Source organism: Yersinia thracica, from assembly GCF_902170565.1.
In the GTDB taxonomy this organism is placed as follows: Bacteria; Pseudomonadota; Gammaproteobacteria; order Enterobacterales; family Enterobacteriaceae; genus Yersinia; species Yersinia thracica.
Genome location: NZ_CABHXX010000030.1, coordinates 100,602 through 120,658, shown reverse-complemented (window position 1 = coordinate 120,658; position 20,057 = coordinate 100,602). Strand labels below are relative to the sequence as shown.

The window sequence follows — 20,057 nt, the reverse complement described above, 5'->3', positions numbered from 1 at the left end:
GCGCAATGATGAAATTGACTACTGGGTAAAACGAGGGCAATACAAGGTCATTTCTGTCGTGCATTAACGCAGACACTCGCCTCTGCACGAAAGTTCTTCATTAAGCACTAACTAAGTTATTAAGCGCTAACAACCTGAGCCAGTAACTGTTTGGCATCAGCTTGTGCTTTGGTCGCCACTTCAGGACCATAAGCAATACCTTCTGCAAACACGAACTCGACATCGGTAATCCCGATAAAGCCGAGGAACAGGCGCAGGTAAGGAACCACCAGGTCAGTCGGAGTGTCTTTATGGATACCGCCACGGCTGGTCAGAATAATAGCGCGTTTGCCGGTAACCAGGCCTTCAGGGCCTTTTTCGGTGTAACGGAAAGTCACGCCAGCACGGGCAATCAGGTCAAAATAGTTCTTCAACTGCGTCGGGATGCTGAAGTTGTACATCGGGGCCGCCATGACGATAACGTCATTCGCTTGCAATTCGGCAATCAACTCATCAGACAGCGCCAGAGCTTCTTGTTGACGTGGTGTTAGTGCAGCATCAGAAGGACGCAAAGCACCGACTAACTCGCCATCTAATACCGGAATCGGCTGAGCAGCCAAATCACGCACGGTGATTTCATCGCCAGCATGAGCTGCTTTCCATTGTTCAACAAAAAAGTCAGCGAGTTGGTTAGACTGTGAATAGGTTGCCAGAATGCTTGATTTCAGAACCAGTACTTTGCTCATCATAATTCCTTAACAGGTAACAGTGACTTAGGCGGTACGCCTTTTCAATGAGATACACTTTATTCAAGTTTTTCTAACAGTGATAGCGCAATATTTTGCGTTCTTTGTTCGATTTTATTGAATGATGATAATCTGAGAAACAAAGAGCCAGATATTCGCGCGGTTACAGCGCCAACTCGGGCTGTGTTACAATATACGACAAGGGTTTATATCATTAAAAGCTCGGGATGACTCACACCGAGTTAGCGGGTTAAAAATTGACATTAATGAATAAAAACATCAGCTAACCACATTCAGAGCATAAAATAATTCGGCTGATACTGTGAGTTTCAGCCGCAGCGTAACAAGGAATATTGAACGTGAAATCTTCGCTCGCAGCATTATCCTCCCAACTCGGGGAGTTGATGCTCCGTGACCAACAGCGCATGCGGCGTCGGCTGCAAGGCGCACGAAAAGTCCATAATCCAGAGGCCGTAGAGGCGATTACCCGTGAAATAGAGGCCGAATTTGCTACTGCAATGCAGCGGGTTGCCAGCCGTCGGGCGGCCTGTCCGGCTATCACTTATCCTGAAAATTTGCCGGTCAGTCAGAAAAAGCAGGATATTTATCATGCTATCCGCGATCATCAGGTGGTCATTGTCGCCGGTGAGACCGGTTCCGGTAAAACCACGCAGTTGCCGAAAATCTGTCTGGAATTGGGGCGCGGTGTCAAAGGCGTTATCGGCCATACTCAGCCGCGTCGTCTTGCTGCCCGTACCGTGGCGAACCGTATTGCCGATGAGCTAGACACCTCCCTTGGCGGCTGTGTCGGTTATAAAGTGCGGTTTAATGATCAAGTGGGCGAAAATACGCTGGTTAAGTTAATGACCGACGGTATTTTACTGGCTGAAATTCAGCAAGACCGTCTGCTGATGCAGTATGACACCCTGATTATTGATGAGGCCCATGAACGTAGCCTGAACATTGATTTCATCTTGGGCTATTTGCGCGAGTTATTGCCAAAACGCCCTGATCTGAAAGTCATTATCACCTCGGCGACTATTGATCCGCAGCGCTTTTCTCATCATTTCAATAATGCGCCCATTATTGAAGTCTCTGGCCGCACCTATCCGGTGGAAGTGCGCTATCGGCCGATTGTGGATGATGCCGATGATGTTGAGCGCGATCAGCTACAAGCTATTTTTGATGCCGTCGATGAACTGGGTCGCGAAAGTCCCGGCGATATTCTGATCTTTATGAGTGGCGAACGGGAAATCCGTGATACCGCTGATGCGCTGATGAAACAGAATTTGCCCCATACGGAAGTGCTGCCGCTGTATGCCCGCTTATCAAATAGCGAGCAGAATAGGGTGTTTCAGTCGCATCATGGGCGGCGAATTGTACTGGCGACCAACGTGGCGGAAACGTCACTGACAGTGCCCGGCATTAAGTATGTGATTGACCCCGGCACCGCGCGGATTAGCCGCTACAGTTTCCGCACCAAAGTACAGCGGTTGCCGATCGAGCCGGTTTCTCAAGCTTCTGCTAATCAGCGCAAAGGCCGCTGTGGCCGTGTATCTGACGGTATTTGTATTCGTCTTTATTCCGAACAGGATTTCCTGTCTCGCCCTGAATTTACTGATCCGGAAATTCTGCGCACCAATTTGGCGTCCGTTATCCTGCAAATGACCTCATTGGGGCTAGGGGATATCGCGGCCTTCCCCTTTGTGGAAGCGCCGGATAAACGCAATATTCAAGATGGCGTGCGCCTGCTGGAAGAACTGGGGGCGATCCAAACGGCCAGTAACGGCCATCAGCAACTGACACCGCTAGGTCGCCAATTGGCCCAATTACCGGTCGATCCTCGCCTGGCTCGAATGGTGCTGGAAGCTCAGAAAAGCGGCAGTGTGCGCGAATTGATGATTATTACCTCGGCGTTGTCTATCCAGGATCCACGTGAGCGCCCGATGGATAAACAGCAAGCCTCCGATGAAAAACACCGGCGTTTTGCTGATAAAGACTCTGATTTCCTTGCGTTTGTTAATTTGTGGGATTATCTGAAAGAGCAGCAAAAAGAGCTGTCATCGGCGCAATTTCGTAAATTATGCCGCAGCGATTTCCTGAATTATCTGCGGGTACGTGAATGGCAGGATATTTATACCCAACTGCGCCAGGTAGTGAAAGAATTGGGTATCCCGGTCAATAGCGTCGCGGCGGATTATCGCAGCGTCCATACTGCTATTCTGACCGGTTTGTTGTCACATATCGGCCAAAAAGACGTTGAAAAGCAAGAGTATACCGGCGCACGTAATGCCCGCTTTGCCATTTTTCCCGGCTCCGGTTTATTCAAAAAACCGCCTAAATGGAGCATGGTCGCTGAGTTAGTCGAGACCAGCCGCTTATGGGGCCGTATTGCTGCCCGCATTGAGCCAGAGTGGATTGAACCCTTAGCGCAACATTTGGTTAAACACCATTATAGCGACCCGCATTGGGAAAAAGCGCAAGGGGCGGTGATGGCGAGCGAGAAAGTGACCTTATTCGGCTTACCTATCGTGACTGAGCGCAAGATAAACTATGGCCCCATTGACCCGCCACTGTGCCGCGAGCTGTTTATCCGTCACGGTCTGGTCGAGGGGGATTGGCAAACGCGCCATGCTTTCTTCCGGACTAATTTAAAATTATTGGCTGAAGTTGAAGAACTGGAGCACAAATCTCGCCGCCGCGACATTCTGGTTGATGATGAGACACTGTTTAACTTCTATGACCAGCGTATTGGTCGCGATGTTATTTCTGCGCGCCATTTTGATAGCTGGTGGAAGAAAATCAGCCAGACACAGCCCGAGTTACTCAACTTTGAAAAAACCATGCTTATCAAGGATGGGGCGAATAAAGTTAACCCGCTGGATTACCCGAATTTTTGGTATCAAGGGTCGCTCAAATTGCGGCTTTCTTATCAATTTGAGCCGGGCACTGACGCCGATGGCGTCACTGTCCATATCCCGCTTCCGATCCTGAATCAGGTTAAGGAGGAGGGGTTTGACTGGCAAATCCCCGGGATTCGCCGTGAGTTGGTGGTGGCGCTTATCAAGTCATTACCTAAACCTGTTCGCCGTAACTTTGTCCCCGCACCTAATTATGCTGAAGCCTTTTTGGCCCGAGCAACACCGCTGGAAACCAGTTTACTGGAGGCATTAGAGCGCGAATTACGCCGCATGACGGGTGTGACGGTGTCACGTGAAAGTTGGCAATGGGAGCAAGTTCCCGACCATCTGAAAATGACATTCCGCGTACTGGACGATAAAAATCGGACGCTACGTGAGGGCAAAGATCTTGCGGCTTTGAAACTACAACTTCAAGAAAAAGTGCAGGAAACCCTTTCTGCCGTGGCGGATGACGGTATTGAACAAAATGGCCTACATATCTGGAGCTTCGGCTCACTTCCGGTGTGCTATGAACAACGCCGCGGGGGATACGAAGTCAAAGCTTATCCCGCACTGGTGGATGAGAAAGACAGTGTGGCGATCCGCTTGTTTGATACAGAATCTCAGCAACAGCAAGCAATGTGGCAAGGTACACGGCGGTTATTGCTGCTAAATATTCCCTCACCCATTAAGTATTTACATGAAAAACTGCCGAATAAATCCAAACTCGGCCTTTACTTCAATACTTATGGCAAAGTGATGGATCTGATTGATGATTGCATTGCTTGTGGGGTGGATAAACTGGTGGCGCAATATGGTGGCCCGGTATGGCAAGAGGCTGATTTTGCTCAGTTACAAGAAAAAGTGCGAGCTGAGTTAAATGAAACAGTCGTGGATATTGCCAGGCAAGTTGAGCAGATCCTAACCACGGCGTTTAGTATTAATAAGCGCCTAAAAGGCCGCGTCGATATTGCGCAAGCATTGGCACTTTCAGACATTAAAGCACAGCTTGGCGGCCTGATTTACCGAGGCTTTGTCACTAATAATGGCTGGAAACGTTTACCTGATACATTACGCTATTTACACGCAATTGAGCGCCGTCTGGAGAAGTTAGCTGTCGACCCTCATCGTGATCGCGCCCAAATGTTGCGCATAGAACATGTCCAGCAAATGTGGCAGCAATGGCTCAATAAGTTACCGCCTAAACGCCAGCAAGATGAAGATGTTAAAGAAGTTCGTTGGATGATTGAAGAACTGCGGGTGAGCTTATTTGCCCAGCAATTGGGGACAGCATATCCCATTTCGGACAAACGTATTTTGCAAACTATCGACCAACTCTCTGCTTAAGGGTTAATTAATATCACTCCGCGCCTGGCCTGATTTTTTTGGCGCGGAGCTTTTCCCCACTGACAAACTCAGTATTTATATGTGTTAAACATCCTCATTTGCATCTTAAATATGTAATTGATGAAAGCTGCTAATTTTCCTGCGAAGCCCCTCGAAAACTGTCAATTAAGTCCCTTATTGAGCATCGGTGTTATTGCCTATGGCCTTTAACTACGGCTATATCTGCCTTGGCAATGAGGCGGCTTGTTCAAAGTTTGTCTGATTCCGGGTCACCATGTTTGATTACATTCGGTGAGTTTGATAGAGTTTTTCGGGAGCAGGGATTGCTTATGTATATGATTAATTTATTGGGGTTGGCACAGAGGGAGTTGTTTAAATTGCCGCCAGGAATACAGGCGGCGCTGATCAAAGCTTTGGATGAGTTAGAGGCTTATGGTCACGAGTTACGGGAGCCTGTAGTTCGGGATTTAGGAAAGGGATTGAAAGAACTGAGGGTCAGTGCAAAGGAGGGTGCCGGGCGTGGCTTTTTCTTTTATCAGGCTGACCGGCAGGTTTATATCATTCATATTTTGCAGAAGAAAACACAAAAGACTCCCAGAAGGACACTGATGTTGGCTTATCAGCGTATGAAGGAACTCAAACGGAGATTGCAGCCATGAAAAAACAAGATGATTTCGATATTATTCCTTTTTCTGAGGTTAAAGCAGCGGCTTTACATCATCCTCAGGTAAATGAAGCATACTCAGACTTACTGATTAGACAAACCATGATGACGGAGCTGAAAGCAGCCCGTCAGCAATGTAAGCTGACCCAACAAGAGGTTGCTCAGAGAGCAGGGCTGAGAAAACAAAATATTAGCCGGATGGAGAAAGGCATTATTTCGCCGAACCTGACAACGTTAAGTCGATATGCCGCAGCATTAGGGGGGACTTTTGTTTTCAAATTTAATCAAAAGCCCCATAGTGCAGATAAGAAATAATGGGTAATAAAGTCCCTCTATTAGCCCATTAATCTATTTCGCAGAAATAACCTGTATTATTTGGCTGCTTTATTTGCGAGTGTTTTTAACCGGCCTTTTATGGCAGTGACTGCCAAAGCTCGGTTATCCGCGAGATAACGGTCTTTAGCGGCGGGAGCGGAACTTTGAATCGCAATCAAAGACCACTTTTCGCCATTTTTCAACAGTAGGGGCGAGCCGCTGTCACCGGGTAATGTATCACACTGATGAGAAAGCACGCCTTGCTGTGCCCACCCTGTAATCAGACAATCTTCATGGCGATAAAGTGTGTCCAGGTGATCCAGGGGGTAGCCTGCTTGAGTGATTTTACGATCAACTTGTTTAAGTGCTTGAGTTAATTCGCTCGCAGTTCCATCCCACAGTGGCAGTGGTTTGATTGGAATAGTTTTTTTACTCGTTAATCGAATAAGTGCATAGTCATAAGCTGCGGCGGCGGGTGGAACTATCCAACCATCACCATCAGGCTTGAGTTTTTTACCCAATTTAGCATCAACCAGTGTTTCCAGGCTGGTTGTTTGGTACTTCCAATGACCATTTTGAGAAATAAATCGTAAGGCCACGGCCCGGTCAATTTTACCCGGAGGGGCCAATACACAATGACCTGCTGTCAGAGCCAGGCGAGGGGAGATTAATGTTGCAGTACAAAGGTTGCCGCTGGCCGTTTCAACTTGGCCAATAGCTTGCCATGGCCATTCGAGGCTATCAGTTACCGCTGTACGGTCATCTTTACCGAAGAACAGAGTTGTTTGATCTGCAATACTGGCGTCATCATTTTGCGTGTCTGTCGGTGGGTGGGCTAGAGCCGCAGAAAGAGGTAACAGACTTAATAGTAATAATGAAGATAAACGCATAAATAGTTAGCCTGCCTTATTATTCCCTAGAGGGTTATCTATTCACAAACCTGAGTTCGACTGATTAAACTGTTCATCATGAATGTCCTTACCGCTAACTATAGACATAATTAGTGATATATTGTGTTGCCAACATTTGATTTTTCAATAATTTTAGAGCGAAATAGGCATTGTTGTTATAAATAAAAAAACAATGTAATCAGCCCGCAAATAATTAATGTAGACAGAGTGATTTCAAATAAATAACGGCGCAGCATTATCAGCACTCCCGATAAAAAACACCCGGAGGACCGGGTGTTGAGTGAATTCAGCTGTTTGAAGAGCTGGCTTCAGCTTTTTTAGCCGCTATTTTACGGCCGGTACTGCTGCTGGGGCAGACTTAGTATGCGCCGCTTTTTTGTGGTGTTTTTTAGCCGCTTGCGCTTTTTGTACCGGGGCAGTTTTATCTGCTTTCTTCACCTCTTTCTTCACTTTTTTGTGATGCATGTTTTTGGTGACTGGAGCGCTATGGGCTACGGGTGCAGTAGCCATTGGAGCTGCTGGCGGGGCAACTGTGTCGGCAGCGAATGCTATGGAAGACATACCCAAAGTTGCAGCAACAATCAGAGCTAATACTGTTTTCATGATTTATTCCTCAGTGTTCTGTTTGTATATCGACCCGTTGGGTCGTTGTAATGAGAGTAGAGGAAATGATTAATGGCTTCCGTGAGTCATTGGTTTCGGCATGTAACCGATTGTACAGGGCTGATTGTTATGACGAATAGACCACTCAGTATGCAAATTATCACGTGCGTATGAGCACCGTTTATGGTGGATATTCAAAGGAATGAAACCGTCAGAGAAAACCGCTAATTTCTCACTTTAGTTACAACATACACTTAAAGGGTAAAGAGCTGAGCCTCATGAAACTAACTGCAAATTTGCAGCTAAACCAAAATTTATGTTTGGCAGGTAATACAGCCTCTCAGAGCGAGAGGCTGGCAATAGGGGCAATCGGATACTGAAAGGGATTATAAATAGCGGCGCTCTAAATGCTCGTGGAAAAAGCGAGGATTAAGTGGTTCACCTGTCGCTTTGGTGATCAGCTCTGCGGTTGAATAACGGCTACCCTGTTGCCAGATATTTTGCTGCAACCAATTGAATAGGGCACTAAGGTCACCATTGGCAATATTCTTATCTAATCCAGGGATAGCACTTCGCGCCGTTTGGAAAAGCTGGGCAGCATACATAGCACCCAGTGTATATGTCGGGAAATAACCAAAGGCACCGTCGGTCCAGTGAATATCTTGCATACAGCCATTACGGTAATTACCTTCGGTGTTAATCCCAAGATATTGCTGCATTTTTTCATTCCATAAGGCCGGGATGTCATCGACCTCGATTTCCCCGCTAATTAATGCTTTTTCGATCTCGTAGCGCAAAATCACATGGGCAGGGTAGCTGACTTCATCGGCATCAACTCGGATAAAACCGGTTTTAACACGTTGATTCAGAGCAATGAAATTTTGTTCTGCTAATGCGGGTTGTTCACCAAATTGCTGTATGACCAATGGGCGAATGACTTGCAAGAATTCTTTGCTGCGGGCTAATTGCATTTCAAACAGTAGGCTTTGAGATTCATGAATTGCCGTTGAGCGTGCATGTGATATTGGCTGGCCCAGCCATTCACGCGGCAAATTTTGCTCATAACGTGCATGACCTGTTTCATGAATAATCCCCATTAATGCACTGAGAAATTCTTGTTCATTATAACGTGTAGTAATGCGTACATCTTGCGGTATACCACCGCAGAATGGATGGACACTAACATCGACCCGGCCGCCATCAAAGTCGAAACCGAGCACTTTCATCACATTGAGTCCAAGTTGGCGCTGGTTTTCCTGGTCAAATGGCCCCTGTGGTATCAGGCAGGGTTCATCCGCTTGCTTAGCTGTCACTTTTTGCAAGAGATCAGGTAACCACTGTTTAAGATCGCCAAATATACGGTCCAAATCGGCACTATTGGTTCCCGGTTCATATAAGTTCAGCAATGCGTCATAGCGCGATGTTCCGGCGGCTTGAGCACGAATTGCCGCCTCTTCGCGGCTGAGAGTGACCACTTCACGTAGATTTTCAGCAAAACCATTCCAGTCATTTGCGATGCGCTGCTGTCGCCAGGCATGTTCGCAGCGGGCACCTGCTAGTGATTTCGCCTCAACCAATGCTTCCGGCAGCAACACGGCATTATTGTAGTGCCGGCGCATTTCACGCAAATTTGCTTGCTCGACATCATCCAGAGTTTCTTGTTCCGCTTGCTTCAACCATTCACCAACATCGTTGGCCGTTAGTATTTGATGTTGCAATACATTCAGCTCCGCCATCGCCTCTGAGCGGGCAAGATTACCTTTTGGCGGCATCATAGTTTGCATATCCCATCCGGCAATGGCCGACAAATGCTCAAAGCGAGAAAGGCGTGTAAACGTAGCGCGCAGGTGTTGATAAGCTGTGGTCATAAAAAACTCCATTAAACTTATAGGCCGACTTGTTTTATTAAGGCTAATATTTGAGCAAAATCATTGTGTAGGCAAAACCATTATTTAGAGTCATCTTGGTCGATAGTGAGTGAGTAAAGATCTTTTACTGGCCAACAAAATCGGAAACTCGCGCCTCCTAACGAACTGGCATCAACGGAAATACTCCCCTGATAAGCCAATGCAATGGAGTGAACGATTGCCAGGCCCAATCCACAGCCCCCGGTGGCGCGATCCCGGCTAGGGTCCAGCCGGACAAAAGGCTCAAATACTCGGGCGCGTTCTTCTAATGGAATCCCCGGCCCGTCATCTTCAACTTGTAAACAAGCATTATCGCCATCAAACCACAGCCCAATTCGCAGCCGTTGGGTCGAATAGCGCAGGGCATTATTGACCAAATTATCCAATACTCGCTCCATCAGGCGTAAGTCAACTGCGCCGAAATCGCCACAATGAGGAATATCGAGTTCTATCACGCGCTCACTATGAATTAAGCGCATATCCATAACTTTTGCAGTGAGCCAGGCCGGTAAGTCGATAGGTTCCAGATTGAGTGAGACTTGCGGACGGTCTAGCCGCGCATAGGTCAGCAGTTCGTCAATCAATGCTTCCAACTGGCCAATATCGCGATTCAAAGCCAGTTGCTCACTTTCAGTCAGGTTATCACTCATGGCTAATCGATAGCGCAGACGAACCAGTGGGGTGCGCAGCTCGTGAGCAATTCCATCAATAAGCAGTTTCTTGCTGACAATCAAGGTGCTGATGTTGTCAGCCATTTGGTTAAACGCGACACCTAAGCGGCTTAAACTTGAAGTGGGGTCAAAATGCGTGCGCTCGTCCAGATGGCCCGACCCTAGCCGCTGGGCGGCATTCTCCAATTTAAGCAAATCTTTCCAATGGGGGCGCATCCAAAGAAATACCGGTAGAGCCAAAGAGAGGCCAATCAGGATAAGTAAGGCCAAATCAAGCAGCCGCATTTGATGCAAATAAAATAAATAGGGGACTGGACCAACAGCAAGGACATAGTGGCTGCGGGGGATTCGTTGCAGGAAAGTATATTCATCATCCAAAGCAATAATTTCACCGGCACGCAGGCGCTTATTCAAGCGATTACCGAGATCTCGCTTATCGAGAGGTTCGATATGTAATTGAAATGAAAGGTTTAAATCTAAAGTGGCAATGGTTTTATTCCAATCTTTCAGTGGAATTTCCCGCAGCTCACTGCGCATCAATGAAAGCGAGCTTTTCATCAAATCATCTAATGACTGGCGACCAGCGCGTTCAGCTGTCACTTTATAAACCAGCCCAACCAACATCGCCATCACCATAAAGCAGACGAACAGTAATAAGAAAAACTGAATAAATAGCTTCCTCATTGCTGCACAGACTCCCAGGCATTCGGGGCGAACAGGTAACCTTTATTGCGGACGGTTTTGATTCTGAAAGGTTCGAGGGCATTGTCGTAAAGTTTGCGACGCAAGCGCGATATCGCAACATCGATACTGCGGTCCATCCCGTCATAGCTGACGCCACGTAAATTCTTCAATAATGCTTCCCGGTCCATGATCATCCCGGCATGGGTTGCCAGCTCCCACAGCAAGTCAAAATCTGAAGTTGATAAAGTAATTTCTTCATCACTGAGATTAACTTGTCGATTAACAGGATCAATGCAGAGCAAACCGAAGTGAATTGCATTATACCCAGTGAGTGGCGGGTTGATGGTTTCTTTGGTTTGTTGTTGATTATGCTGGCGTAAATGCAAACGTAACCGCGCCAACAACACCGCAGGGGGCGTTGTTTTCAGGATATAATCATTCGCCCCCATTTCCAGGGAAAGGATATGGTTCATATCACTGTCAAGCGAGGTCAACAGCACGATAGGGCCTTCATAGCTTGGCCGCAGGTCACGGCACAGCGTCATCCCATCTTTCCCTGGCAGCATGATATCGAGCAACACCAGGTCAGGTTGTTGCTGTTCAATAACGGCTTGTGCAGTATCACCTCGCGGTTCAACAAACACATCAATGTCATGTTTGCCAAGGTAGGCTGCGATCAGTTTTCCGACCTCCGGGTCGTCTTCTACAAAAACAATTTTGGTCATGTTTTTCAGTTTATAAAAGTGCCGGAATTCAGCATAGCGCGCTGTTGGTAGCAATACTATGCACGTTACTTGATTATTAATGCCAATGAGTTATCAATGCCTATGACTGATTGGTAGACAACCGGCAAAGCATTTCATTATATTAATGGGAGTGATTGTATCGTCATCTCTATTTAGTTGCGCCTATCGTTTATATATCAATATTTATGATTAATGAATAGCTGTGTCAATCAGCTAAGGACTGAGGGATGAGTGGCGAACACATTGGTGTGCCAGCGCACAATGAAAAAGTCTGCTTCGATTACACGGAATTTTTAGCGGTTTCTTGCAAGAAACGGTGGGGTTTTATTGATGCTATTTATGGCGTCATGCCGATTTTTGGTATGGTGGTAAAGTCGCAAACCGCATTGGAGAAAACGCCTCAGGAGCGGCTGACGGCCTTAGCGCTACAGGTATTATCGACCCAACTTAGCGATGAAACGAATATTATTCGATTGATTCGTCTCGCTGAACAGCAGGGGATAACTGTATTGGAGATCCAATTACCTTACCCTCTGGAAACTGCACAACTCGGTGAAATTAAACAAAAATTCCCGCTGTCGATGCGGCTAAGTCAGATGGGCGAATGCTTATCGGTGGACATATCGGGAGAATAAATCGTCTTTGTAGATGATGAGTTTATCTGCAACCAATATTCAAATGGACAGCCAGTGTCACTGGCGTGCCATTTTCGGGTGTTTCCGACTTAATGCATTACCATCCAGGTTGCTGGAATGGTCGCAATCAGCACCAGGCCAATCGCCGCGCGTTCCACTGTATTGAGTAGCCGAAGACCTTCATGCCCTTTACGTGCATAAATAAATACCAGTAAACCGGGGGCATATAATAGGGCGGATAACAGCAAATACAGCAAGCCAGCCGCATAAATCAGCCACAATCCATACAAACAGGCGCCACTGGCGGCAATAATCAATCGCCAGTCCTGACGTTTCAGGGCCACTTTAAATAAGAATGCACCCACCAGGAAATAGGGCACTAAAATCATCTCTGATGCAATGGTCAGCAAGGTGTTGTAGTTACTGCCCGTCAGCCAGATAAGAATCAGCGCCACTTGCACGGCACAGTTAGTCAGCCATAGTGATTTCGCGGGGGCATTGTGTTTATTCTGCTGTCGGAATATTTTAGGAAATGCCCCATGTTTAGCCGCCACCATAGGGACTTCTGCGGCCATAATGGTCCAGCTAAGATAAGCGCCGCACACCGAAATAATCAGCCCGGTGGCAATAATCACTTCCCCCCAAGGCCCGATCATCTCCACCATAATGCCCGCCATGGATGGGTTCCGCATACCCGCTAATTCAGCGCGCGGCACCACCCCAAGAGACAATAAAGTGATTAGCAGATAAACACATAAAGCTGAGATAACCGCCAGCATTGTCGCCCGGCCAACATCTTTTTTATTGCGCGCTCTGGCAGAAACAACAACAGCGCCTTCCACACCAATAAAGACCCATAATGTGATTAGCATAGTGTCTTTCACTTGCTGCCAAACCGGGGTGTGTAGGGCAATACCCGTAAAATCAACGCTAAAGGTATCGAGACTGAACGCCATGCCGGCTAAAACAATAAAGCCGCCGATGGGCAACAGTTTTGCCAGTGTCGCGGCCAGGTTGATACTGGCGGCAGTTTGAACGCCACGCAATACCAATGCATGAACCATCCACAACAGGAAAGATGCGCCCAGTAGCGCCTGCCAGGTATTTCCCTCGCCAAAGACAATGCTGCCAGACTTATCGGTAAAAAAGCTCAATGCGGCAAAAACAATCACCAAGTAAGAGACATTGGCAATGACGGCGCACAACCAGTAACCCCACGCGGAGAAAAAGCCAATAAGATCACCAAAGCCTTCTTTGGCATAGGTGAATATTCCGCCATCCAGATCTGGGCGCAGGCGCGTTAACAGTAACATGGCAAAAGCCAAAAAAACGATCCCCACCCCGGTAATACCCCAGCCAATGAGCAAGGCCGCTGGGCTGGCAACTTCAGCCATATTTTGTGGCAAACTGAAGACACCTGCACCCAGCATTGAACTGAGAACCAGCGCGGTGAGCGCCGTCAGGCCGAGTTTTCTTTCCAATTATGAATCCTGGTTTTTAGAGTATTAATGAATGGTTAATGGCTTGTAAGTAGCATTATATGAGGCTAATTTATCAATAATTGACAGATAATAGCCCTATAATTTTCGGGCGATTTTACGGAGTGGGAGGCGATCATGCAATGATTGGTTATGCGATTTGGGCAAAAAATTATTCAGTCGGCATTCATCAGGTAAATCGCCCGCGCTGACAGATAAAAAAAGGGTAGCTAATGGCTACCCTCAGACTGCTGACAAAATCAAATGAAGGGGAATCGTGCCGTTGGGGTCGTAGTCGCGTAAGCGACCGAAGCGCCCCTAGGTGCGGTAAACCCTTAAATCACTGAGTTATCCAGAGCTTTGTCATTAACCTGAGGGTAGCTAATGGCTACCCTCAGACTGATGACGAACCCCGATGACTCGATCTCGGGTGGTGAGAACGGGCAGAAGAGTAAAGCGTCCGCGCCAGGGATGGCGCGGCTCGAGCCTACATGGATGTATTGACGGCGTCTTTACGATCTGCCTGTTTTCACCGCTGCGGGCACTTTGTCAATAACCTCAGGACAGCCAATGGCTGCCCTTAGGATGACGATCGCCGCAAACTTATTTAAACAAGTCAGCGCTAATACTCAGGTTACCACCGCTTTGGTTCTGCCACTGGCGAGTAACATGATAATACTTCGCTCCTTTAGCCGCAGCGCGCTTAGCCACTTCATGGGAAACGTCGGTCATGCTGTTGTAGTGACCGCTGAAGGTAATAGAGTCAAACGGCACCATCTGCGCGGCAGTGGTATTGTTTAATTCCTGAATCTGAGTACCATCATTCAGCGTGACGGTGTAACGCTTACCTGTGGATGATTGCGTCTCAAAGAAACGGCCCACATCAGCACTTGGTGTACCTGAAGAGGCGACGCCCGGAATTTCAACATTTGCCGCAGCAGCGCCACCAGCCGCCAGTGCTGCGCGGCCAGCATCTGAATCTGCAGGAATCACATCTGGGCTTTGCACTGTGCGTTTGGCCGCATCTTCTTTATAAACATACGCCGTCACGAACTGGTTGCCACCTTGGTTAGCATCAACCTGGCGCACGATGAAGAAGGAGTATGCGCCTTTCTCTTTTGCTGCTTTGGAAATAGCATCGTTAATATCTGGCTGGCTACGGAAGAAACCACTGACAGAGACGGTGTCATAAGGTTGCAAAATGTAGGCTTCTGTTTTTGGTAATTCTTTGATGCCATTAAAGATACGATACTGAGTCTCTTTGCTCACTTCCTCGGCATCTTTATGATAAACATCGGCCGTTACACGCCAGTTGCCACCATTGCCGTTGCTGTTGAGATCTTGAATATAGAACGAATCAGCGCCCAACTTATCAGCACGACGGGATACTGCATCGGCGGCTTCATTGATTGCATTAAATCTGCCGGTAATAGTAATACGATCAAATGGCTTAATGGCTGCTGCTTGCTCTGGTGTGAGCTCTTTTGCCGCATGTGCAGCAGAAAGCGCCGAGAGTGATAGCAATGCCGACGCGATGATCGTGTATTTCAGCTTCATAAAAAATCCTTTCGCCTTGCGCATTAACGTTGATACATGCGGAACAATTGATGTGTAACAGAATAGCAGATGATTATTACATGTAATAATGGCGGGTGTCTCCGCAATTTATATGACTAAATAATTTATATGACTAAATATATGAACTCCGAAGTTAGACCGGCTAGCACTTTACATGAAGAATAGAGATAAGCTTTACGAATAATGGCTTTAACGTCATAAGCACGGATTATTTACATTATTCTAACCTGATGCCGTACCATCACTGGGTTGCCTTATTATACTAATGATTATTATTTTGGCTCAAACTTGCAGGACAAGCCGCTAGTAAATATTATTTTTATAGTGAATTATACAGAGTTCTTTCCGCCTGCCAGTTTTAGTGCAAAAACTGCTTCAGAACTGCATACAGATATGGATCATAAGTCACATTTTCAGTAGGTTATAGGGAGCCGTAACTAAGCAGGTTTGTCAGTAACCAAAAGAACTGAGCATATCCGAATTAATTGGCGTTACAGGTAGGTCGCTCCCGATGCACTGACATAAATCATTGATGTGAGTCAATGAGCGCCGCTAACACCCATAACTTCAATTAAGAAGGGTATGGCAATCTTCATCATTAAAGATAGGTAAAGGGAACATTATGCGTATTGGTGTACCAAGAGAGCGGTTGGCCAATGAAGCCCGTGTTGCAGCAACGCCGAAAACGGTAGAACAATTGCTGAAATTAGGTTTCACCGTGGCGATTGAAAGCGGAGCTGGCCATTTAGCCAGTTTTGACGATGCGGCGTACCAGGATGCGGGTGCCACCATTACGGATACCACCAATGTGTGGCAATCCGACCTTATCCTCAAAGTAAATGCCCCATTTGAGGACGAAATTGCCCTGATGCGTGCCGGAAGCACTTTGGTCAGCTTTATCTGGCCAGCTCAGAACCCGGAATTACTGCAAAAATTAGCAGAGCGTCAGGTCACTGTATTAGCGATGGATTCTGTGCCGCGTATCTCGCGCGCGCAATCCATGGATGCCCTCAGCTCAATGGCTAACATTGCGGGCTATCGCGCAATTGTCGAAGCTGCACATGAGTTTGGCCGCTTCTTCACCGGGCAAATCACCGCGGCGGGTAAAGTCCCCCCAGCAAAAGTGATGATTATCGGGGCCGGTGTTGCAGGGTTAGCTGCCATTGGCGCGGCAGGGAGCTTAGGTGCTATCGTCCGTGCTTTTGACACCCGTCCGGAAGTCAAAGAACAAGTCCAAAGTATGGGCGCTGAATTCCTCGAACTCGATTTTGAAGAAGAGGCTGGCAGTGGCGATGGCTACGCGAAGGTCATGTCTGAAGCCTTTATCAAAGCCGAAATGGCGCTATTTGCTGCACAAGCGGCCGAAGTGGATATCATTGTTACCACTGCATTGATTCCAGGTAAACCCGCGCCCCTCTTGATAACTAAAGAAATGGTTGCGTCGATGAAGTCCGGTAGCGTGATTGTCGACTTGGCCGCGCAGACCGGCGGTAACTGTGAATTGACAGTGGCTGATAAAGTGACAGTGACCGAGAATGGCGTGAAAATCATCGGTTATACCGACTTGCCAAGCCGTTTACCGACACAGTCATCCCAGCTTTATGGCACCAACCTGGTTAACTTGCTGAAATTACTCTGTAAAGAGAAAAATGGCGAAATCGATATTGATTTCGAAGATACCGTCATTCGCGGTGTTACCGTGGTCAAAACCGGTGAAGTTACTTGGCCGGCTCCGCCAATTCAAGTTTCAGCTCAGCCTCAGGCCGCTAAAGCAGCGCCGATTGTCAAAGAAGACGCAAAACCTTCATCGCCTTGGCCTAAGTACATCATCATGGCACTGGCTATCGTGCTGTTTGGTTGGTTGGCAAATGTGGCACCGAAAGAGTTTTTATCTCACTTTACGGTCTTTGCTCTGGCATGTGTGGTTGGGTATTACGTGGTGTGGAACGTCAGCCATGCGCTACATACCCCACTGATGTCAGTCACTAACGCCATTTCCGGCATTATTGTGGTGGGCGCATTGTTGCAGATTGGTCATGGCGGCTGGGTGAGTGTCTTATCCTTTATTGCCGTATTGATTGCCAGCATCAATATTTTTGGTGGCTTTACTGTCACCCAGCGCATGCTGAAAATGTTCCGTAAAAACTAGTTTTCCCGGTGAAAACTCAGTGGGTATAACACCATGACTTATAAGAATGAAGGGGTAACTGATGTCTAGTGGTCTCGTTACAGCTGCGTACATAGTTGCTGCGATTTTATTTATTTTCAGTTTGGCTGGGCTGTCGCGCCACGAAACATCCAAACAAGGTAACACTTTCGGTGTAACCGGTATGGCCATCGCACTTATCGCGACCATTCTGGGGCCAGATTCAGGGAATGTTGCCTGGATTATCATTGCCATGGTAATTGGTGGGGCGATGGGTATTTATCTGGCGAAGAAAGTCGAAATGACCGAAATGCCGGAACTGGTAGCGATTCTGCACAGCTTCGTGGGTCTGGCAGCCGTTCTGGTTGGCTTTAACAGCTATCTGGATCATGGTGCCGAGGTCATGGATGCGGTGATGGTGAATATCCATCTAACCGAAGTGTTCCTGGGTATCTTTATCGGGGCGGTAACATTTACTGGTTCAATTGTTGCCTTCGGTAAATTACGTGGAATTATCTCATCCAAACCGCTGATGCTGCCACAACGCCATAAGTTAAATCTGGTGGCGCTGGTTGTTTCATTCCTGCTGATGATTATGTTCGTCAAGACAGATAGCGTGGCCCTGCAAGTGGTTGCATTACTATTGATGACCGTGATTGCTTTGGGCTTCGGTTGGCATCTGGTGGCATCCATCGGTGGTGCTGATATGCCGGTTGTGGTTTCGATGCTGAACTCCTACTCCGGTTGGGCCGCGGCGGCCGCAGGTTTCATGCTCAGCAATGACTTGCTGATTGTGACCGGTGCGTTAGTGGGTTCTTCCGGTGCTATCCTGTCGTACATCATGTGTAAAGCGATGAACCGTTCGTTCATCAGCGTGATTGCCGGTGGCTTCGGTACCGATGGTTCTTCCACCGGTGATGCTGAAGAAATGGGTGAATACCGTGAAACTAACGCGGAAGAAGTGGCCGAGCTGCTGAAAAATGCCAGCTCGGTCATCATCACCCCTGGATATGGTATGGCGGTGGCACAGGCACAATATCCGGTGGCTGACATTACAGCAAAACTGCAAGCACGGGGTATCAAAGTGCGTTTTGGTATTCACCCAGTAGCAGGGCGCTTACCAGGCCATATGAACGTGTTATTGGCTGAAGCCAAAGTGCCTTATGATGTGGTGCTGGAAATGGATGAAATCAATGATGATTTCCCAAGCACTGACGTCGTACTGGTTATTGGTGCTAACGACACGGTAAACCCTGCAGCACTTGAAGATCCTCGCAGCCCGATTGCAGGTATGCCAGTGCTGGAAGTATGGAAAGCGCAAAATGTTATCGCCTTTAAACGGTCAATGAACACCGGCTATGCTGGCGTACAAAACCCATTGTTCTTCAAAGACAATACTCAAATGTTATTTGGCGATGCCAAAGACAGCGTAGAGGCAATTTTACGCGCGTTGTAATGGCGCTGTAGTCTTTGATTAAGGGCCACCGTGGTGGCCCTCAGACTGCTGACAAACCCCAATGACTCGATCTCGGGTGGTGAGGACGGGCAGAAGAGTAAAGCGTCCGCGCCAGGGATGGCGCGGCTCGAGCCTACATGGATGTATTGACGGCGTCTTTACGATCTGCCTGTTTTCACCGCTGCAGGCACTTTGTCAATAACCTCAGGGCCACCGTGGTGGCCCTTTTTTTTGGATTTAATCAGAGGAGCGTGTGAGAAAGGAGTTATTCGATATCTTCTTGGCCTTCATTATTTTCCACCGGGCAAGTAAAACCATCCGGTTTAATCGCTAACAAATCACATTTAAGATGATCGATCACATGCTCTGTTGTATTCCCAATAAAGGCGGCAGATAGTCCTGTACGCCCCAAAGTCCCCAAAACCACTACTCCAGCCCGTAAATGTTCAGCGAGATCAGGAATAACTTCTTCGGGCAAACCTTTTTCTACATGAGTGAATTTTTCATCAATACCAAACTGTTGGCGCAGTGCTTTCATTGCGACCAAATGCTGACCGCGAATAGCATCGTTATAGACACTCGGATCAAAATCAGGTAATTCGATGGCGATATTAATGGGGGTGACCGGATAGGCGCTTATCAAATGCACTTGAGTTTGGTTGAGACTTTCAGCAAGTTCTCGGGTTTCTTTCACTAAACGTAAATTGAGTGGGTCATGCAGCGGGTCTTCGCTTGAAAGGTTGACGGCCACCAGTGCCGTGCCACCTTCCGGCCAAGGTTGGTCTTTTACCATCCACACCGGGCAGGGACATTTACGCAATAAATGCCAGTCAGTCGGGGTGAAGATAATCGACTCCAGACGGTCATGTTGGTGCGCCATTTTTAGCAATAAATCGTGCTTAAATTTCAGGACTTCCTGAATCATGGCTTCGTAGGGCCGATTGTGCCATACCACTTTGATTTCAATCGGTATCCCTTCATCAAGATAAAACCGGCACTGCTCGTTTATCCAAGCTGAGCGTTGGCTGATAACCCCTTTGCGCATAGCGGTGCGCTCATCGGGTGACAGCAGGGTGGTCATATCATAAGACAAATCATAAATAGCTAAAAATGCTTTGATTGTGCCGCCGTTGCGCCGCACAAGATAGACTGCACGTCTTAATGCAGGTTGATCATCCTGATTGGGGTCAATAGCAACCAGAATATTCTGATACTTTGCCATAGAGTCTCCTTACAACCGTGAATTAACAGTATGTTAGTTAAAGAGTAAACCATGAAAGTGAAAGAGGAC

At 47.5% G+C, this 20,057-nt stretch carries 17 protein-coding genes; 7 read left to right on the top strand and 10 right to left on the bottom strand.

Features of this window, described 5'->3' with window-relative positions; translation table 11 throughout:
* Positions 1 to 119: 119 nt before the first annotated feature.
* The gene (azoR, locus tag FTA91_RS04040) at positions 120 to 725 is read right to left on the bottom strand and encodes an FMN-dependent NADH-azoreductase (RefSeq protein ID WP_050115439.1); all 606 of its coding nucleotides are present in this window, start codon (positions 723 to 725) and stop codon (positions 120 to 122) included.
* Positions 726 to 1,084: 359 nt separating this feature from the next.
* Between azoR and hrpA the strand changes: the two genes are divergently transcribed.
* The 3 genes from hrpA (at position 1,085) to FTA91_RS04025 (ending at position 5,951) form a co-directional block, all read left to right on the top strand.
* Positions 1,085 to 4,972 carry an ATP-dependent RNA helicase HrpA gene (hrpA, locus tag FTA91_RS04035; protein WP_072082677.1) on the top strand — a complete coding sequence of 1,296 codons (3,888 nt, stop codon included), beginning with the start codon at positions 1,085 to 1,087 and terminating at the stop codon, positions 4,970 to 4,972.
* 329 nt (positions 4,973 to 5,301) lie between these two features.
* Positions 5,302 to 5,631 (top strand): type II toxin-antitoxin system RelE/ParE family toxin, encoded by a 330-nt coding sequence (locus FTA91_RS04030; protein ID WP_050115441.1) that lies wholly within the window; start codon positions 5,302 to 5,304, stop codon positions 5,629 to 5,631.
* Positions 5,628 to 5,951, top strand: coding sequence for a helix-turn-helix domain-containing protein (locus FTA91_RS04025; protein ID WP_050115443.1), 324 nt, complete (start codon positions 5,628 to 5,630; stop codon positions 5,949 to 5,951). Before FTA91_RS04030 ends, FTA91_RS04025 begins: the two co-directional genes overlap by 4 nt.
* Before the next feature lie 56 nt (positions 5,952 to 6,007).
* Here FTA91_RS04025 and FTA91_RS04020 read toward each other — a convergent pair whose 3' ends face one another.
* From FTA91_RS04020 to rstA, 6 genes are all read right to left on the bottom strand, one after another.
* Complete coding sequence (locus FTA91_RS04020; RefSeq protein ID WP_145535979.1) at positions 6,008 to 6,841, bottom strand: trypsin-like serine peptidase; 834 nt, start codon at positions 6,839 to 6,841, stop codon at positions 6,008 to 6,010.
* Positions 6,842 to 7,017: 176 nt separating this feature from the next.
* Positions 7,018 to 7,098 (bottom strand): small membrane protein YdgU, encoded by an 81-nt coding sequence (gene ydgU, locus FTA91_RS20615; RefSeq protein ID WP_456294433.1) that lies wholly within the window; start codon positions 7,096 to 7,098, stop codon positions 7,018 to 7,020.
* Positions 7,099 to 7,186: 88 nt separating this feature from the next.
* Entirely contained in the window at positions 7,187 to 7,465 is a 279-nt protein-coding gene (gene asr / locus FTA91_RS04015) for an acid resistance repetitive basic protein Asr (RefSeq protein WP_145535978.1), read from the bottom strand.
* Between the two features lie 386 nt (positions 7,466 to 7,851).
* A complete protein-coding gene (locus FTA91_RS04010) occupies positions 7,852 to 9,333 on the bottom strand; it encodes a carboxypeptidase M32 (protein ID WP_050115449.1) in 1,482 nt (493 codons plus the stop codon).
* An 80-nt stretch (positions 9,334 to 9,413) separates the two neighbouring features.
* A complete protein-coding gene (rstB, locus tag FTA91_RS04005) occupies positions 9,414 to 10,727 on the bottom strand; it encodes a two-component system sensor histidine kinase RstB (RefSeq protein ID WP_050115451.1) in 1,314 nt (437 codons plus the stop codon).
* Positions 10,724 to 11,452, bottom strand: a complete 729-nt coding sequence (rstA, locus tag FTA91_RS04000) for a two-component system response regulator RstA (protein WP_050115454.1) — start codon at positions 11,450 to 11,452, stop codon at positions 10,724 to 10,726. Before rstA ends, rstB begins: the two co-directional genes overlap by 4 nt.
* A gap of 248 nt (positions 11,453 to 11,700) precedes the next feature.
* Here rstA and FTA91_RS03995 point away from each other — a divergent pair, with 248 nt between their 5' ends.
* Entirely contained in the window at positions 11,701 to 12,108 is a 408-nt protein-coding gene (locus tag FTA91_RS03995; RefSeq protein ID WP_050115456.1) for a hypothetical protein, read from the top strand.
* A gap of 89 nt (positions 12,109 to 12,197) precedes the next feature.
* Here the strand turns inward: FTA91_RS03995 and FTA91_RS03990 are convergent, their stop codons facing one another.
* Positions 12,198 to 13,589 (bottom strand): amino acid permease, encoded by a 1,392-nt coding sequence (locus tag FTA91_RS03990; RefSeq protein WP_050115458.1) that lies wholly within the window; start codon positions 13,587 to 13,589, stop codon positions 12,198 to 12,200.
* 600 nt (positions 13,590 to 14,189) lie between these two features.
* On the bottom strand, positions 14,190 to 15,143 hold the full coding sequence (ydgH, locus tag FTA91_RS03985; protein ID WP_032819727.1) for a DUF1471 family protein YdgH: 954 nt from the start codon (positions 15,141 to 15,143) through the stop codon (positions 14,190 to 14,192).
* Positions 15,144 to 15,404: 261 nt separating this feature from the next.
* On the opposite strand from ydgH, the gene FTA91_RS20535 reads away from it, so the two are divergent.
* The 3 genes from FTA91_RS20535 (at position 15,405) to pntB (ending at position 18,766) form a co-directional block, all read left to right on the top strand.
* A complete protein-coding gene (locus FTA91_RS20535; protein WP_050114675.1) occupies positions 15,405 to 15,584 on the top strand; it encodes a hypothetical protein in 180 nt (59 codons plus the stop codon).
* Between the two features lie 202 nt (positions 15,585 to 15,786).
* Positions 15,787 to 17,313 (top strand): Re/Si-specific NAD(P)(+) transhydrogenase subunit alpha, encoded by a 1,527-nt coding sequence (gene pntA / locus FTA91_RS03975; RefSeq protein WP_050114673.1) that lies wholly within the window; start codon positions 15,787 to 15,789, stop codon positions 17,311 to 17,313.
* Positions 17,314 to 17,374: 61 nt separating this feature from the next.
* Positions 17,375 to 18,766: a Re/Si-specific NAD(P)(+) transhydrogenase subunit beta gene (gene pntB, locus FTA91_RS03970; RefSeq protein ID WP_145582982.1), complete on the top strand. Its 1,392-nt coding sequence runs from the start codon at positions 17,375 to 17,377 to the stop codon at positions 18,764 to 18,766.
* Positions 18,767 to 19,031: 265 nt separating this feature from the next.
* Here the strand turns inward: pntB and uspE are convergent, their stop codons facing one another.
* Positions 19,032 to 19,988, bottom strand: a complete 957-nt coding sequence (uspE, locus tag FTA91_RS03960) for a universal stress protein UspE (RefSeq protein WP_050114668.1) — start codon at positions 19,986 to 19,988, stop codon at positions 19,032 to 19,034.
* Positions 19,989 to 20,057: the final 69 nt, after the last annotated feature.

Bases quoted from the DNA above. Each gene is read 5' to 3' on its own strand.
- azoR (WP_050115439.1), bottom strand. From the start codon at position 725: ATGAGCAAAGTACTGGTTCTGAAATCAAGCATTCTGGCAACCTATTCA.
- FTA91_RS04030 (WP_050115441.1), top strand. From the start codon at position 5,302: ATGTATATGATTAATTTATTGGGGTTGGCACAGAGGGAGTTGTTTAAA.
- FTA91_RS04025 (WP_050115443.1), top strand. From the start codon at position 5,628: ATGAAAAAACAAGATGATTTCGATATTATTCCTTTTTCTGAGGTTAAA.
- FTA91_RS04020 (WP_145535979.1), bottom strand. From the start codon at position 6,841: ATGCGTTTATCTTCATTATTACTATTAAGTCTGTTACCTCTTTCTGCG.
- ydgU (WP_456294433.1), bottom strand. From the start codon at position 7,098: ATGCTGCGCCGTTATTTATTTGAAATCACTCTGTCTACATTAATTATT.
- asr (WP_145535978.1), bottom strand. From the start codon at position 7,465: ATGAAAACAGTATTAGCTCTGATTGTTGCTGCAACTTTGGGTATGTCT.
- FTA91_RS04010 (WP_050115449.1), bottom strand. From the start codon at position 9,333: ATGACCACAGCTTATCAACACCTGCGCGCTACGTTTACACGCCTTTCT.
- rstB (WP_050115451.1), bottom strand. From the start codon at position 10,727: ATGAGGAAGCTATTTATTCAGTTTTTCTTATTACTGTTCGTCTGCTTT.
- rstA (WP_050115454.1), bottom strand. From the start codon at position 11,452: ATGACCAAAATTGTTTTTGTAGAAGACGACCCGGAGGTCGGAAAACTG.
- FTA91_RS03995 (WP_050115456.1), top strand. From the start codon at position 11,701: ATGAGTGGCGAACACATTGGTGTGCCAGCGCACAATGAAAAAGTCTGC.
- ydgH (WP_032819727.1), bottom strand. From the start codon at position 15,143: ATGAAGCTGAAATACACGATCATCGCGTCGGCATTGCTATCACTCTCG.
- pntA (WP_050114673.1), top strand. From the start codon at position 15,787: ATGCGTATTGGTGTACCAAGAGAGCGGTTGGCCAATGAAGCCCGTGTT.
- pntB (WP_145582982.1), top strand. From the start codon at position 17,375: ATGTCTAGTGGTCTCGTTACAGCTGCGTACATAGTTGCTGCGATTTTA.
- uspE (WP_050114668.1), bottom strand. From the start codon at position 19,988: ATGGCAAAGTATCAGAATATTCTGGTTGCTATTGACCCCAATCAGGAT.